Consider the following 15,673-nt stretch of genomic DNA (forward strand, 5'->3'; position numbering starts at 1 on the left):
TGCGTCCTGGCGGGAGCTGTGCGGCATGCTGGAGTACAAGAGCCGCTGGTACGGGCGACGACTTGTCGTGGTGGACCGCTGGTTTCCCTCCTCCAGGCTGTGCTCTGTGTGCGGGACTCTCCAGCCGTCCATGCCGCTGAACGTCCGGACCTGGGTGTGCGCCTGCGGCGCCTGCCATGACCGGGACGTCAACGCGGCCAAGAACATCCTCGCCGCCGGGCCGGCGGAGAGCTGAAACGCCTGCGGAGCCGATGTAAGACCTCAAAGGAAGTCCCTTTCCTGGCGGGCGACCGGCTATGAAACAGGAACCCTCACGGGCGACCGTGAGAATCCCCCTCGTTCACGAGGGGGAGAAGGTCAAGTTCTGGTAGGGCTTCTCGCCGCTCACGATCAGGATGAACGTGCCGGGAACGATCCCGGGTACGACCTTCGCCTCGTCGAAGTCGATGAGCCGCACCGACTGAGGCTGTGGGAGCCTGCCGAAGTCCTGTGCCATGGTTGAGCCCCTCTCCGAATGGATGCGCCCGCGCCGGTCACCACCGGTAGCGGAGCTGTCACTCAGTGATGCTACTCTCCGCGGGCTCGAAGCTCTCGGGACCTCGGAGCCGTCACTTCGCGCAGGCTTCGCGGCAGCCGCCGAACCGACCGGCATCCGGCTTCACGAACGCCGTCTCCTCGGTGCCGCGCACCGCCGTGGTCATGGAGTCCGTCCAGATGTGGGCGGGGATCGAGCTGCCGGGCACGCTGGAGTAGCGGCGGCCGCCGATGGTCACGTCGGTCAGCGGGTGCCGGAAGCCGCCGCGAGGATCACCGACGCCGACCGCCGAGGCCAGAGCCGGGGTGTAGCCCGCGTACCAGGCGGCGGCGTGGGCGTCTACCGTCCCCGGCAGGCCCGCCGCGTCACGGCCGAGGCCCTTGACCGCGTCTCCGGCCGCGTCGGCCAGCACGCCGGTCACCGCGTCGGCGACCGCCGGGTCCAGCACCTGCCGGCAGCGCGGGACGAAGGAGCGCGCGGCGCCGGAGCCGTCGCGGATCTCGGTGACCGCCATCGGGGCGCAGTGCCGGCCGCGGGCGGCGAGGGTGGCGTAGGAGATGGCCACCGAGACCGGCTCCACCTCGTTGACGCCGAGCGTGAAGGTCGCGTACTCGGCCAGGGGATGGCCGTCGGCCCGGCCGAGGCCGAGCCGCCGCGCCATCCGCACCGTCTCGCACAGGCCGACCCTCTCCTCCAGCTTCATGAAGAAGGTGGGGACCGTCTCCCGGGTGCCCGACCGCAGGGTGTGGAACCGGTCGGCTCGCCGCGGGTCGACGACCCGGTGGGTCGGATCGCCGACCTTCACGTCCTGGCAGTTCCTGAACGCCGCGAAGCCGGGCGTCCGGTACTCACCGGAGACGGCGAAGCCGTCCTCCGACCGCATGCCGTTCTCGAACGCGGCGGCCAGGGTGTAGGCCATCGCCGTGCTGCCCTGCTGGAGACCGCTCGGGTCGCCGGTGCCCCTGCTGGTGGCCATGGCCCTGATCTCGCCGCTGCCCGGGACGACCATCGCCTGGCCGGCGACCTGCGGATCGTCGCGGTGGACGTGGTCGTCCACGGCCCGCTGCGACGCCTCCTGCATCGCCTGGTCGAGCGTCGTCCTGATGGTCAGGCCGCCGCCGGCGAGCAGCCGCTCGTCGTGCGCGCCGACCTCCGTCCGCACCCGCTGGCAGAAGTAGGGGTATCGGCTGTCCTCACAGCGGTCGGGAAGCTCCTCGACGACCGTCCCCTGGGAGTCCAGCCACACGTTCTTCCGCACCACCAGGGGCGCGACCGGCAGCCGGTCGCGGACGGGCTTCCCGTCGGCGTCGTCCCACAGCGACGGCGACACCGCGGCCCCCGCGACCACGGCCCCCGCGACCACGGCCACCGCGACAACGCGTAACCGTTTCATCGGCCCCCTTCGGCGCGCACCGGCTCATGGGCGATCATCCAAGCCCTGCCGGAACCGAACGTCAACCTGGATCATCCGGCCGTCTCGCCGGCCCGTCGCGCCGCGCGGGCCGTGGCCGCCTCCCAGGTGCGCAGGTAGGATTCGGCGCCGGCCGCCAGGTCCCGCACGAGGTCCGGGCCCGCGATGATCCGCATGTCCTCGATCCAGTCGGGCACCAGGCCGTAGTTGGCGACCCCGTCGGTGTTGACGTCCCAGACCCGTTGCCCGGTCCGCTGCCGGTCCAGGGTCACGCTTCCGTCGAAGGAGGCGAACGGGTACGTGACCGGGTCGGCGGAGTTGCCGGCGCGAGGGCCGGGCAGTTGGCCCATGCCGTTGACGTCCAGGCCGTAGCCGTACCCGGTGATCTGGCGCGCCTGCCTGAGCGGCTCGGTGCGGCGCCACTCGGCGACGAAGTGCGACGCGTCATGCCCGTACTGCGTGATCATGCCACCGAGGGCGTAGATCCGGTCGAAGTAGCCCGGGTCGGTCCAGCTGTGGGAGGAGATCACGCCGGGGTAGCCGGCGGCTTCGAGGATGCCGAGCGTGCGGTCGGCGGCCTTCACGCTCATGTGGTCGACCTCCACGAGCATGCCCCGTCGCATCAGCCCCTGGACCATGTACTCGCCGAGGGAGGTCAGGCCCTTGGTGTTGCAGTGGGGAGCGGGGGGATAGACCGGCAGCGAGATGCCGGGGGGCAGCAGTCCCGCGAGCTGGTCGGGCAGGATTCCGCCGGGTTCGATCGGGTTGTCGTGATAGGGCCCGGTGCAGGTGCGCGCCTTCCAGAAGGAGCCGCCGCTGAGGAAGTTGCCCAGGTTGACGATGGCACCCTGGGTGCCGGAGTCGAAGCGGACCCCGCACAGGGCGTTGTCGTACTTGTGGCAGACGAACATGCTGCGGACGCCGAGCTCGTACATCTCGTCCAGGCCGCGGTCGATCTGCCCCTTGGTGCAGTGCGGGATGCCGAGGGTCTGGCGGCAGCCGAACGGCTCGGAGGTCTCGATCCCGAGGACGACGGCGAGTTTGCCGGATTCGGCCGTGCGCCTGGCCTCGGCCGCGTCGCGCACGATCCGGAACCAGCCCAGGCCGGGACCGCCGTGCTCGGCGTCGATGTGGTCCTGCATTTCGCGGGCCCGCTGAGCCTGGAGCCTGATCGAGCTCATCTCGTCGCAGGAGTTCTTCTTGAGCGGGTAGATCGCGCACAGCTGGCGGTTGGCCACCAGGTGGTTGACCATGATCCGCAGCCCGCCCCGCCAGGCCCGCTCCACCCATGTGTAGTAGGCCTGCTGGTGGGTGAGCGAGTCGTGCGCCGGCCAGTCGCGGAAGGTGGGCCAGCCCACCGGGTCGTGGGTGCCGGTCGGCGAGCCGGTGCGGGTGAAGTTCTCGAACCAGGCCAGTTCGCCGTTGGGGTGGTGGTCGGCGCAGTCCGTCAGGGCCTTGGCGATGCCCTCGGCGTGGAACGGCCTGCCGCACATCAGGCTGCCGCCGAACGCCTCGTAGGAGAACAGGTGGCTGTGCGCGTCGACGAACCCGCGGACGTCGCCGCCGGCGGTCGCACCGGCCTGCGGCGGGGTCGCCGCGACGGCCTTCGGCGGGGCCGCCGCGACGGTTTCCGCCTGCGAGGCCAGCGAGACCAGCGAGGCGGACAGGATGAGGACGACGGCGACCGCCTGACGGGCGAGGCGGTGGGCGAGGGAGCGGGGAGACATCACGGACACCTCACACAGGACGGGGGTACCGGATCCATCGCCAGCATCCGCCCCCGCCGGCCCCCCTACAAGGCCCAAACATGAGGGCATCTCATCAATCTTGCTGAATCAGGCGCTCGGGCTGGGGCTCCGTGATCGACCCGCGTCACGCTCCCCGGTGTCCGGGCCGCCCGCCCGACGTGGCCGACGCGGGGGCGGTCGATCCTCGTACGACCAGCTCGGTGGCGAGCTCGACGTGATGGGAGTCGACCTGCTCGCCGGCCGCCAGCCGCATCGCGGTGCGCAGGGCGACCCGGCCCATCTCCCGCAGGGGCTGGCGGACCGTGGTCAGGGGCGGCGAGGCCATCCGGGCGATCTGGGTGTCGTCGAAGCCCACGAGGCTGAGGTCCTCGGGGATGCGCAGGCCGCGCGCCCGGGCCGCCTCGATGACGCCGAGGGCGGTCTCGTCACTGCCCGCGAAGATCGCCGTCGGCGCCTCGGGCAGGTCGAGCAGGGTGGCGCCGCCCGCCACGCCGTCGGGGTAGCGGAAGTGCCCCGTCTGCACGTAGCCCGGCGGCACGGGCACCCCCTCGGACTCCATGGCGGCGCGGTAGCCGTGCAGGCGGGCCTGGTTACAGGCGGCCGTCGCCGGGCCGCCGATGTAGGCGATGCGCCGGTGCCCGAGGGAGAGCAGGTGGTGGGTCGCGGCCAGGCCGCCGGCGAAGTTGGTCGAGCCGACGCTGGTCACGCGGGCGCGCGGCAGGTTGAGCGGGTCGATCACGACCAGCGGCAGCCGGGCCCGGGACAGGGCGGCCAACTGGCCCGAGGTCAGCTCGCTGGTGACCGCGATCAGCGCCTGACGACCGGCGGCGACCAGGTCGCGGGCCCAGGCGGCGGTGCGGTCGGTGTCCTTGCGGATGCTGACCACGACCCCGACGCCGACCTCGGCGCCGGCCTCCACCGCACCCTGGATGATCTCGGAGGAGTAGGCGTTGAGGTCGGTGTCGAACTGCACCTCGATCGTGGCGGACGGCGTGGCCTCGGCCCGGCGCGGTGACGGCGCGACGTAGTCGTGCTGCCGCAGCAGCGACTGCACCAGCGAGCGGGTCGCCGGCGCGACGTCGCTGCGGCCGTTGAGCACCTTGGAGACGGTCGCGACGGACACCCCGGCCGAGGCAGCGACGGTGGCCAGCGTGGTGCGTCTAGGACTGACCTGCATCTCTTCCCTCCTGTCGCCGGGCGGCGGAACCCGGCGACGAACCCACGTACACGGGCGTGACGAGCCGCCGGCCGTGGCCGACGACCCGCGTCGGGCCGGTCAGCCGGATGCCGGCGCGGCAGGGCAGGTCGGCCGCGGACGTGCCGACGAGTATGTCGAGGTCGCCCGGCTCGACGATCCGGCGCAGGTCGCGGCCGGTGAAGGCGGTGCGGTCGGCGTGGACGCGGAAGCTCACCTCGGTGCTCGCGCCGGGCTCCAGCCGGACCCTCGCGAAGCCGGTCAGCTGCCTCACCGGCCGGGTGACCTGGGCGAGGACGTCGCGCAGGTAGAGCTGGACGACCTCCTCACCCGCTCTGCCGCCGGTGTTGCGGACGCGGACCGACACGGTGAACTCGCCGTCGGTGGGCACCTCGGTGTCGCTGACGCGCAGGTCGCCGACGTCGAAGGTGGTGTAGGAGGCGCCGTGGCCGAACGGGAACAGGGGGGTCGGGTCGAGGTTGCTGATGCCCTGGCTGTCGGTGCCGAGTGGCGGCTGCAGATAGGTGCCCGGCTGGCCGCCCGGCCGGCGGGGGATTTGCACGGGCAGCTTGCCTGCGGGCTGGACACGTCCGGAAAGTATACCGGCGATCGCCCCTCCGCCCTCCTCACCAGGCATGAACGCCTGCACGAGCGCCGCGGCCCGGGCGTGTGTGTCGCCCATCGCGTACGGGCGGCCCGAGACGACGACCACGACGAGCGGCGTGCCCGTGGCGGCGAGGGCGGCCAGCAGGTCCTCCTGCGCCCCGGGCAGCCGGAGGTGCTCGGCGTCGCAGCCCTCACCCGAGGTCCCCTGCCCGAACATGCCCGCGAGGTCGCCCACGACGGCGACGCACACGTCCGCGTCGCGGGCCGCGTCCGTCGCGGCGGCGAAGCCCGAGCGGTCGTCGTCCCGGATGTCGCAGCCCCGTTCGTGGACGATCTCGGTGCCGGGCAGCTCGGCCCGCAGGGCGTCGAGGACGCTGGGCGCGTCGATGCCGAGCCCGAGGCCGGGGTGGCGGGGCAGCACGTGGTTGGGGAAGGCGTAGCAGCCCATGAAGGTGCGCGGCTCGGCCGCGCCGGGACCGACCACGGCGACCCGGCGCGGAGCCGGGCGGCCCTCCCCGAGCAGGGGCAACGCCGTGCCGGCGTCGAGCAGGACGACGGAGCGCTCGGCCAGTTCGCGGGCCAGCGCGCGGTTGGCCGGCGAGTCGAGGTCCACCTCGCCGGCCGCGGCGACCGAGCCCTCGGGGGTCCAGTCCCGGTCGAGCAGGCCGAGCTGCGCCTTCTGGGTGAGCAGGCGGCGCGCCGCCCGGTCCACCAGGGACTCCGGCAGTTCGCCCCGGCGTACCCGCTCGGCCAGGTGCCGGCCGAAGCCGCGGGTGTCGGGGAGCTCCACGTCGAGGCCCGCGGTGAGCGCCTGGACGCCGGCGTCCTCCGTGTCCGCGGCGACCCCGTGCGTCGTCGCGAGGAACGGCACCGCCCAGTAGTCGGAGACGACGGTGCCGGTGAACCCCCACTCCTCGCGCAGCAGGTCGGTCAGCAGCCAGGAGTCGATGGCGGCCGGGACGCCGTCCACGTCGGAGTAGGAGTTCATCACCGAGCGAGCCCCGGCCTCGGTGATGGCCGTCTCGAACGGCGGCAGGATCAGGTCCATCAGCTCGCGCCGTCCCATCGGGACGGGGCCGTGGTTGCGGGCCGCGCGCGAGGCGGAGTAGCCGGCGAGGTGCTTGAGGGTGGCGATGATCCCGGCGCTCTCCAGCCCCCGGACGTAGGCCGCGCCGAGCATCGTGACGAGGTACGGATCCTCGCCCATGGTCTCCTCGACCCTGCCCCAGCGGTAGTCGCGGACCACGTCCAGCACCGGGGACAGGCCCTGGTGCACGCCCACCGCGCGCATGTCGCGGCCGATGGCGGAGGCCATCCGCTCCACCAGCTCGGGGTCGAACGTCGCGCCCCAGGCGATGGCCGCGGGATAGACGGTCGCGCCGTAGGTGGTGAAGCCGGTGAGGCACTCCTCGTGGGCGAGCGCGGGGATGCCGAGCCGGGAGCCCTCGATGACCGAGCGCTGGAGCCGGACCAGCTCCGCGGCGCCCTCCGACACGGTCACCGGCCTGCTGCCGAACACGCGGGTCAGGTGGCCGAGCCCGTGGCGGACGGCCTCCTCGAAGGGGAGCGCCCCGAATGCCCCGAAGGTGTCCTGCGCCGGCGCCACGCTCGGCGTCCCATCGGCCTCGGAGCCGGTGCCGTCAAGTCCCGTGCCGTCAAGTCCCGTGCCGTCAGGTCCGGGGCTGTCAGCTCCGGGGCCGTCAAGGGAGGCATCGGCCGGTCCGTCGCCGGCCTGCGTGTGGTTGCCCACCCACAGGCTGCCGAGCTGGGCGACCTTCTCCTCCAGCGTCATCTCCGCCAGCAGGGCCTCCACCCGGTCGGCCACGGGAAGCGCCGGGTCCTGCCAAGGGCGTAGGTCCTGTCCCGCGGCGGGGATCCGATCGAGCGCCGTCATTGTTGGTCTCCTTAGCAGACGGTTCCTGACACATGTTTCGCAATGTTTCGGCGCTGTCGGGTGGCCTGGCCGAAGGACTGTCCCTGGCCTGGATAACCAGCTAAGCGCCCATGCGAGGGTACCTCAACGACCTGCCCTGCGCCGAGCCGAATTCGTGTCCCCGCAGGGGGTTGACAGGCCAAGGGCCGAAATCTAGATTGACGTGCCGCGCGGTCATTTCGGAAAAGTTTCGAGACCTGCTCAGACGATGGGAGGAACGGCATCGGGGGGTGCTGACCCATGACCGCCGGCCACCGCAACCGATGATCAACGCGCCGCGGCCCGCCCCCGGCATTCGAGTACGGAGATCAGCGTGGAGACCAGGACAACATCCCGCCGTACGTTCCTCAGCCTCTCGATGGGCCTGCCGCTCGGAGCCGCGCTCGCGGCGTGCGGCACCTCGGGACCGACCAGACCCGGTGGCGGCCCGAGCGGTGGCGGGGGTGGCGCCACCGCCACCTACTGGTACCTGTCGGTCCAGCCGCAGGAAGGCGTGCGCACCAGGACCATGGAACGGTTCAACGCGGCCAACCCCAACGGCAAGATCGTCGGGACGATCCTCCAGAACGACGCCTTCAAGACGAAGATCAAGACGGCGATCGGCGCCGGCCAGGCGCCCACGCTCATCTGGGGCTGGGGCGGCGGCGGCCTGCGCAGCTACGTCCAGGCCGGCCAGGTCGAGGATCTCACCTCGTGGTTCGACCAGAACACCGCCCTCAAGGACCGGTTGTTCCCCTCCTCCTTCGGCGCCGCCACCATCGACGGCAAGATCTACGCGATGCCCTGCGAGACGATGCAGCCGATCGTCCTCTACTACAACAAGCAGGTGTTCGAGAAGGTCGGCGCGCAGCCGCCCCAGACCTGGGGCGACATCATGGACCTGGTTCCCAAGTTCAACGCCAAGGGCATCGCGCCGTTCTCACTCGGCGGGCAGTCGCGCTGGACCAACATGATGTGGCTGGAGTTCCTCTTCGACCGCATGGGCGGACCCGAGGTGTTCCAGGCCGTGTTCGACGAGGAGAAGGACGCCTGGAACAACCCGATCGCCCTCGACGCCCTCGGCAAGGTGCAGGAGCTGGTCAAGGCCGACGGGTTCATCAAGGGCTTCTCCTCGATCACCGCCGACTCCAACGCCGACCAGGCGCTGCTCTACACCGGCAAGGCCGCGATGATGCTGCACGGCGGCTGGACCTACGGCGGCATGAAGCAGGACGGGGGCGACTTCGTCTCCGGCGGCCACCTCGGCTACATGAACTTCCCGCCGATCGACGGCGGCAAGGGCGACCCCGGCAACACCGTCGGCAACCCCGGCCAGTACATGTCGATCTCCTCCCAGGCGACCCCCGAGCAGAAGGAGATCGCCAAGAAGTTCTTCGCCACGGAGCTGATGGGCGACCAGGCGATCAAGGAGTGGGTCGGGACCGGCGCGGTGCCGATCGTCAAGGGCGCCGACAGCGCGTTCGCCAGCGCCGAGGACGCCGAGTTCCTGAAGTTCGTCTACGGCATCGCCGTCAACGCCAAGTCGTTCGCCCAGTCCTGGGACCAGGCGCTCAGCCCGACCGCCGCCGAGGTGCTGCTGGACAACATCTCCAAGCTGTTCCAGCTGTCGATCTCGCCGAAGGAGTTCGCCACGAACATGAACGCGGTCATCGGCAAGTGAGCACGGTCGCGACCTCCGCCACGGCCGCCTCGCGAGCGGGCCGCTCCGGCTCGCTCGCGTGGCTGGCCGTGCCGGCCCTGGTCATCTTCACCGGGTTCGGCCTGATCCCGCTGGCCGGAGTCCTCGTGCTCAGCTTCACCTCGTGGGACGGGCTCGGCGACATCGGCTTCACCGGTCTCGACAGCTGGCGGGCCGTGCTCGCCGACCCGCAGCTGCCGCACGCGCTGTGGGTGACGTTCCTGGTGATGGCCGCGTCCTGGGCCGTCCAGACGCCGGCGAGCATCCTGCTGGGCACGTTCCTGGCCGGTGACCAGCGCTACCGCGCCTTCCTGTCGGTGCTGTACTTCATCCCGCTGCTGCTCAGCTCGGCGGCCATCGCGATCACCTACAAGGCGCTGCTCGACCCCAACTTCGGGCTGGGCGCGGGGCTCGGGATCCCCCTGCTCGTCCAGGACTGGCTCGGCGAGCCCGTCCTCGCCTTCAGCGTGGTGATCTTCGTGGTGTCGTGGCAGTTCATCCCGTTCCACGCGCTGATCTACCAGGGCGGCGTACGGCAGATCCCCCGCTCCATGTACGAGGCCGCCGAGCTCGACGGCGCCGGGCGGGTCCGCAAGTTCTTCAGCATCACCCTGCCGCAGCTGAAGTACACGATCATCACGTCCTCGACCCTCATGGTCGTCGGCTCGCTGACCTTCTTCGACCTGATCTTCGTGCTGACCGCGGGCGGTCCAGGGGACACCACCCGGGTGCTCGCCCTGGACATGTACAAACGGGGCTTCCAGGCCAACCTCATGGGCCCGGCCAGCGCGATCGCCGTCATCCTCGTCCTCGTCGGCCTCGTCCTGGCGCTGCTGCTGCGCCGGCTCGGCGGCCGCGACGCCGCCCACAGCCAGCTGGAAGGCGCCTGATCATGCAGACGACGCTGACGACCCGGCCCAAGGGGGCCGCCGCGCGGCCACCCAGACACGCCCGGCACGCCCGGCGCGGCCCGGCCACCGGTCGCCGCAACTGGCCGGCCGGTCTGGCCGGCTGGCTCTGGCTGGCGGTCGTGATCGTGCCGATCTACTGGATCGTCATCACCAGCTTCAAGTCGCAGAGCACCTACTACGCGACCAACCCGCTGGTGCCGTCCGGCGAGCCGACCCTGCGCAACTACCAGCTGGTCATCGAGTCGGACTTCCCGCTGTACTTCCTCAACAGCCTCATCACCACCGTCGGCGCGGTGGTCCCCGCGGTCGTGATCTCCTTCATGGCGGCCTTCGCGATCGTGCGGGGCGGCTCCGGCAGGTTCCTGCGCTCGGTGAACGGCCTCTTCCTCATGGGCCTGGCCATCCCGCTCCAGGCCACGATCATCCCCGTCTACCTGATCATCATCCGGCTGCAGCTCTACGACTCCCTGCTGGCCCTGATCCTGCCGTCGATCGCCTTCGCGATCCCGCTGTCGGTGCTGGTCCTGTCGAACTTCATCCGCGACGTGCCCAGGGAGCTGTTCGAGTCGATGCGGATGGACGGCGCGACCGAGTGGATGACGCTCTGGCGGCTGGCGTTCCCGCTCACCCGGCCGGCCGTGGTGACGGTGTCGATCTACAACGCGCTGACCATCTGGAACGGGTTCCTGCTGCCGCTGATCCTCACGCAGAGCCCCGACAAGCGGACCCTGCCGCTCGCCCTGTGGACCTTCCAGGGGCAGTACAGCGTGAACGTGCCGGCCGTGCTCGCCTCCGTCGTCCTCACCACGATGCCCATCCTGCTGCTCTACGTGGTGGGCCGCCGCCAGCTCGTCAGCGGCCTGACCGTCGGCTTCAGCAAGTGACGCCCTCGCGGTCCGGCTGGGTCTTGCCGGTCGCGTCAAGTCGGCCTTCAATGATCCCCATACCGGTGATCTGGAGGAGCCGATGCGTGGCTTACGGGCATCCGCGGCACTACTGACGATCGTTCTCGCGACGGCCCTGTCCGCAGGGCCGTCCACGCCGGCGGTCGCCGGCCCGGCCGACCCGGAGCCGGCCTCCCTGGTCACGCTCTCCGTGCCGGACCGGGCCGCGATGGAGCGCCTGGTCGCCTCGGGCGCCGACCTGACCGAGCGGATACGCCCGCAGCCCGGCGGCGGCATCCAGGTCGACGCGGTCGTCACGGCGAGCCAGCTGGCCGGGCTCCGCTCGCTCGGCGCGACCCTCGCGCCCGGCTCGCCCTCCGCGTCCCACCCCGCGCAGGAGCGCACCGCGGCCGAGGACCAGATCGTGGTCGAGCGCGCCGTCTGGTTCAGGTCCCACGACGGCTACTTCCTGTCGGTCGAGGCGTCCAGCGGCGCCGGGGCGGCGGCCACGCTCAGCGTGACCTGGAAGGGCAGGCGCGGCTCCACCGGGCAGGCGCCCATGGTGCCGTACGTCGACGCGGGGGCGTACCTGGGCCATCAGCTCAGCACCCCCGTGCCCGCCACCGACCAGCCGCAGTGGGTCACCGTCACCTCGGCGGGCGGCGGCAGCGCGGAGGCGCGCGTCAGGGAGTGGCCCGACGGCGAGCGGCCCGATCGCACGGGCCCCGGCTACCAGAAGGACTTCGTCAGCCAGTACATGCCGCCCGCGCAGCTCAACGAGCGGATCAAGGCGCTGCACCGGCGCTTCCCGCAGCTCACCGACATCATCACGCTGCCCAACCCGACCAACGGCTACCGGCGGCACGCCCAGGCGCTGATCGGCGCCCCGCCCGGCGCCGCGGTCGTGGTCACCTCCAACGCCTACGGCTCCGAGGGCGGCAACGACCTGGCGGTCGAGCTCGTCACCCCGGGCGCGCCCGACCGTCCGCTCCAGGTGACGGTGAACGGCAAGCAGATCACCGTCACCCTGGCCACCGACGGCTCCGGCGCGGTCACCAGCACCGCCGCCCAGGTGGCGGCGGCCATCAGCGGCACGCCGGGCAGCCCCGTCAAGGCCTCGACCTACCGCACCGACCCGGGCTCCGGCGTCATGGCGCCCGCGCCGCTCACCCAGCTCAGCGACTTCCTCCAGGCGCCGGCCGACGTCTCCCGGCAGCCCATGCGGGTGCTGGCCCTGCGCATCGGCGCGCACCGCGACGGCTCGCGCCCCGGCGTGCTGGCCTACGCGCAGGAGCACGCCAGGGAATGGGTGACGCCGCTGGTCACCATCGAGGCGGCCGAGCGGCTGCTGCGCAACCACGCGCGCGACGCGGCGACGCGCAGGCTGCTGAGGAACACCGACGTGTTCATCGTTCCGACGGTCAACCCCGACGGCGCCAACTACAGCTTCTACGACTTCAACTCCCAGCGTAAGAACATGACCAACCACTGCCCGCCGCAGCAGTCCGACCCGGCGCTGCGCAACACGTGGGGCGTGGACGTCAACCGCAACTACGCCGTGGGCTCGCTGTCCGACGGCTACTTCGGCGCCTCGGCCAACTGCCAGAGCGGCACGTTCGCCGGGCCCGCCGAGCACTCCGAGCCCGAGAGCCGCAACGTCATCTGGCTGGCGCAGAAGTACCGCAACATCAAGTTCGCGCTGAACGTGCACAGCTACGGCGGTTATTTCATGTGGCCGCCCGGCGCCTACAAGCTCGACGGCCGCGTCACCCTGCCCCGGCCCACGGCCGAGCAGGAGGCGTACTTCCTGCGTTCGGCCCGCACGATCGAGGAGGCCATCGCCGCCGAACGCGGCACCGTCACCTGGCCGCAGCAGACCGGGCCGGTGACCGACGTGCTCTACTCGGCGGCCGGCAACTCCGCCGACGAGCTCTGGTACGACTACGGCGTCTTCGGCTGGGACTTCGAGGTCGGCAGCGACCTGTGGAACCCCGCGACCGGCCGATGGGAGGGCGTGGGCTTCCAGCCGCCGTTCAGCGAGGGGCACGAGGAGGCGATGGAGTTCGCCTCGGGCCTCATCGCGCTGATCGGGGTCGCCGCCGACTACCGGCGCTGACGGCGCCACCGGCCGCGGCGGCGGCCAGGACCGCCGCCCGCGCGGGCCCGGTCGATCCCCGGCCGGGCACCCTCGTCCCGGAGGCGGGAGGATGGAGGCAAGGGCCGTCGCGGCCAGGTGGGCACGGAAGGAGCGCGCGGTGGCGGAGAGCCGGGACGACGTCCTGCGGCGTCTGGTGCGCGAGAGCGTGCTGTCCGCACAGCAGGCGGCGGCCGTCAGCCAGGCGCTCGACCAGGCGGAGCCGCCCCGCGCGCGGGTGCGGTGGGTGGAGGTGGCCGGATACGTCGGGGGCGGCCTGGTGCTCATGGGCGCCCTCTCACTGGTCGGCCTGTCCTGGGCGGAGCTGAGCCGCACCGCCCGGATCGTCATCCTGCTGGCCACGACGGGCGGCCTGCTCGCCGCCGGGGTGGCGCTGGGCGGTGTGCGGCTGCCCTGGCGCCCGCCCGCGCGGGTCGGGGCGGCGCAGGCCCGCTCGGCCGCGGTGTCGCTGGCCCTGGCCTCCGGCACGGGCGCGCTGGCGGTCGACGTGCTGGTCTCCGACGTGCTGCTCGCCGACGGGGGCACGATCGCGGCCTCGGCGGGCCTGGTGCTGGCCGCGGCGGGTTACGCCCTGCTTCCCGCCGTGCCGGGAGCTCTCGCCTGCGCCGCCTTCGCCGTCCTGACGGCCGGCACCCTGGCCGGCGAGCTGACCCACTCCGCGCTGGCCGTGGGCCTGTCCCTGATCGGCGCGGGCGTGCTCTGGACCGTCCTGGTGCTGACCGGGGTGATCAGGCAGCGGCGGCTGGGGCTCGGGCTCGGCGCCGCCATGGCGCTGCTCGGCGGCCAGTGGGCGCTCGGCCAGGAGCACACAACCGCGTGGGCGTACGGGCTGACGTTCGCGGTCGCCCTGGCCTGCCTGCTCCTGTACCGGTGGGAACGGGCCTGGGTGCTGCTCGTGGCGAGCGTGATCGGGTTCACCGTGGCCGTCCCGGAGGCCGTCTGGGACTGGACAGGTGGCGCGGTCAGCGGCTCGGTCATCCTGATCATCGCGGGCGTCGTCCTGGTGACCACCGCGGTGGTCGGCATCAGGCTGCGACGCGGGCCCCGGAACGGCCCCGATCCGGGACACTGACCCGGCTCGGCCGGACCTGACGGGGCCCGGCTCACTCCCGAGGGCTGGCAGGCTGGTCGCCATGGGATTCGGGGTTCGACAGTTCGAGCTGACCTTGATGCATCGCATGCGTGATCTCAACGCCGAGCGGGTGGAGGACGCGCTCGGCGACATGGGCGCGTCCCGGGCCGAGGTGCGCGCCGCGCACGCCCGGTGGACGAGGCGGGCCTGGTCCGCGCGGGCGCCCAAGGGGCGGGCCGCGCTGCGGACGGCGCTCGGGCCGCCCGCCTACGAGGGCACGAGGCCGATCGGGAGCGTGACCTGCCGGGTGGCCCGCTGGGCGCTGCCGTCCTGGCCTGGCCTGGAGTTCGAGCTGCTGTCCGGTCCCGGCGGCGAGGTGTGGAACCAGTGGTTCGTCCGGCCCGGCGGCGACCGGGCGCTGGCCTTCGACGACCTCGTTCCGTGGCGGTGCGTCGTCGGCGATGTCGGCACCAGTTTCCCAGGGGCGTCGCAGCGGGAGGGGGCGGCCCCGCACCACTGGGCGGTCGACTTCGTCCACGAGGGCACGGACTACCGCGCCCTCTTCGTGTACGGCCTGTTCCAGCGTCTCGACCGGCTCGCCCGCCCGCCGTACTGACCGGTCAGGCCGCCGGCGGCCGGTGCCGCATCGTGAGCCGCGTCACCCGGAGGTGGCCCATCGCCGGCTCCAGCCGTTCAGACCGTGACGAACTCCGCGATGACCACGGTGGCGTCGTCCTTCGGCTCGACCGCGGCCATCTCGTCGTACAGCCGGTCGAGGCAGGCGGCGGGGGAGGAGCCGTCGGTGAAGAGCTCGGCCATGCGCGGGATGCCGACGGCCTGGATCACGCCGTCCGTGACGATGACGACGCGGTCGCCCGGACGCAGCGGCACGGTGCCGACCTCGGGAGCGATCCCGCGCGGCGGCGGGCCGCCGTCGAAGGAGTGCGACGTGGTGAGCGGCTGAGGCGTCTCGCCTTTAGCGACGTGCCAGATGGCGCCGTTGCCGACGTGGGCGAAGCGCAGGCACGGGTTCTCGCCGGGGTCGAGCATGATCAGGTCCAGCGTGCTGACCAGGCCGGTCCTGGTGGGGGCGCGCGGGGCGGTGGCGCGCGCGGCGCGGTCTTCCAGGTCCGCCTCCCGTGCGCCCGTACGGTCGGGGCCGGCGGCGACCAAGGCGCTCAGCGCCAGGGCCGCGGCGGCCGGGCCGTGCTCGCCGCCCCCGCCGTCGGCCACCGCGATCAGCCGTTCCTGGATGACGTACGCGTCGGAGGGGTGGCCGTGCGAGCCCTCGTACGTGCCGCCCGCCGCCACCAGTCGCGGCCGCGGCACCGGCAGGCCGGGCGGCCAGGCCGCGCGACGGCCGCTGACCGCCATCACGGGCAGGCAGGCGAGCAGGATCGTGATCACGACGAAGGTCATGGGCCCCCCTTGCGACGAGGTCATCGCGATGCCAGTTCAGTAGACGCCCGCGCGGGGGCGCGGCGACTGACGGCCGATCGGCCGTCATGCCGCCTGGAGACCGGAGGGCCAGGGTGCGAGAAGGCG

At 72.2% G+C, this 15,673-nt stretch carries 12 protein-coding genes and 1 pseudogene; 7 read left to right on the forward strand and 6 right to left on the reverse strand.

The window, feature by feature from the left end; genetic code table 11:
• Positions 1 to 371, forward strand: a pseudogene (locus tag IEY82_RS40290) (RNA-guided endonuclease InsQ/TnpB family protein); the annotation flags it as partial.
• Here IEY82_RS40290 and IEY82_RS10960 read toward each other — a convergent pair.
• From IEY82_RS10960 to IEY82_RS10980, 5 genes are all read right to left on the reverse strand, one after another.
• The gene (locus IEY82_RS10960) at positions 341 to 496 is read right to left on the reverse strand and encodes a hypothetical protein (protein ID WP_189123910.1); all 156 of its coding nucleotides are present in this window, start codon (positions 494 to 496) and stop codon (positions 341 to 343) included. The pseudogene IEY82_RS40290 and the gene IEY82_RS10960 overlap by 31 nt on opposite strands.
• 112 nt (positions 497 to 608) lie before the next feature.
• Positions 609 to 1,928, reverse strand: a complete 1,320-nt coding sequence (locus IEY82_RS10965; RefSeq protein WP_189123911.1) for a hypothetical protein — start codon at positions 1,926 to 1,928, stop codon at positions 609 to 611.
• Positions 1,929 to 1,999: 71 nt separating this feature from the next.
• Positions 2,000 to 3,673: an amidohydrolase family protein gene (locus tag IEY82_RS10970; protein WP_189123912.1), complete on the reverse strand. Its 1,674-nt coding sequence runs from the start codon at positions 3,671 to 3,673 to the stop codon at positions 2,000 to 2,002.
• Between the two features lie 145 nt (positions 3,674 to 3,818).
• The gene (locus IEY82_RS10975; protein WP_189123913.1) at positions 3,819 to 4,871 is read right to left on the reverse strand and encodes a LacI family DNA-binding transcriptional regulator; all 1,053 of its coding nucleotides are present in this window, start codon (positions 4,869 to 4,871) and stop codon (positions 3,819 to 3,821) included.
• On the reverse strand, positions 4,855 to 7,389 hold the full coding sequence (locus IEY82_RS10980) for a beta-glucosidase family protein (RefSeq protein WP_189123914.1): 2,535 nt from the start codon (positions 7,387 to 7,389) through the stop codon (positions 4,855 to 4,857). The genes IEY82_RS10975 and IEY82_RS10980 overlap by 17 nt, the downstream gene beginning before the upstream one ends.
• Positions 7,390 to 7,741: 352 nt before the next feature.
• Here IEY82_RS10980 and IEY82_RS10985 point away from each other — a divergent pair, with 352 nt between their 5' ends.
• From IEY82_RS10985 to IEY82_RS11010, 6 genes are all read left to right on the forward strand, one after another.
• Positions 7,742 to 9,088: an extracellular solute-binding protein gene (locus IEY82_RS10985; RefSeq protein ID WP_225264333.1), complete on the forward strand. Its 1,347-nt coding sequence runs from the start codon at positions 7,742 to 7,744 to the stop codon at positions 9,086 to 9,088.
• The gene (locus IEY82_RS10990; protein ID WP_189123915.1) at positions 9,085 to 9,996 is read left to right on the forward strand and encodes a carbohydrate ABC transporter permease; all 912 of its coding nucleotides are present in this window, start codon (positions 9,085 to 9,087) and stop codon (positions 9,994 to 9,996) included. The genes IEY82_RS10985 and IEY82_RS10990 overlap by 4 nt, the downstream gene beginning before the upstream one ends.
• A gap of 2 nt (positions 9,997 to 9,998) precedes the next feature.
• Complete coding sequence (locus IEY82_RS10995; protein WP_189123916.1) at positions 9,999 to 10,901, forward strand: carbohydrate ABC transporter permease; 903 nt, start codon at positions 9,999 to 10,001, stop codon at positions 10,899 to 10,901.
• Positions 10,902 to 10,983: 82 nt separating this feature from the next.
• The gene (locus IEY82_RS11000) at positions 10,984 to 13,017 is read left to right on the forward strand and encodes a M14 family zinc carboxypeptidase (protein ID WP_189123917.1); all 2,034 of its coding nucleotides are present in this window, start codon (positions 10,984 to 10,986) and stop codon (positions 13,015 to 13,017) included.
• Positions 13,018 to 13,156: 139 nt separating this feature from the next.
• Positions 13,157 to 14,128, forward strand: a complete 972-nt coding sequence (locus tag IEY82_RS11005) for a DUF2157 domain-containing protein (protein WP_189123918.1) — start codon at positions 13,157 to 13,159, stop codon at positions 14,126 to 14,128.
• A gap of 106 nt (positions 14,129 to 14,234) precedes the next feature.
• On the forward strand, positions 14,235 to 14,744 hold the full coding sequence (locus IEY82_RS11010) for a hypothetical protein (protein ID WP_189123919.1): 510 nt from the start codon (positions 14,235 to 14,237) through the stop codon (positions 14,742 to 14,744).
• A 77-nt stretch (positions 14,745 to 14,821) separates the two neighbouring features.
• Here the strand turns inward: IEY82_RS11010 and IEY82_RS11015 are convergent, their stop codons facing one another.
• On the reverse strand, positions 14,822 to 15,547 hold the full coding sequence (locus IEY82_RS11015) for a SpoIIE family protein phosphatase (RefSeq protein WP_189123920.1): 726 nt from the start codon (positions 15,545 to 15,547) through the stop codon (positions 14,822 to 14,824).
• Between the last annotated feature and the right edge of the window lie 126 nt (positions 15,548 to 15,673).

This window comes from Nonomuraea cavernae (assembly GCF_014646355.1).
GTDB lineage: Bacteria > Actinomycetota > Actinomycetes > Streptosporangiales > Streptosporangiaceae > Nonomuraea > Nonomuraea cavernae.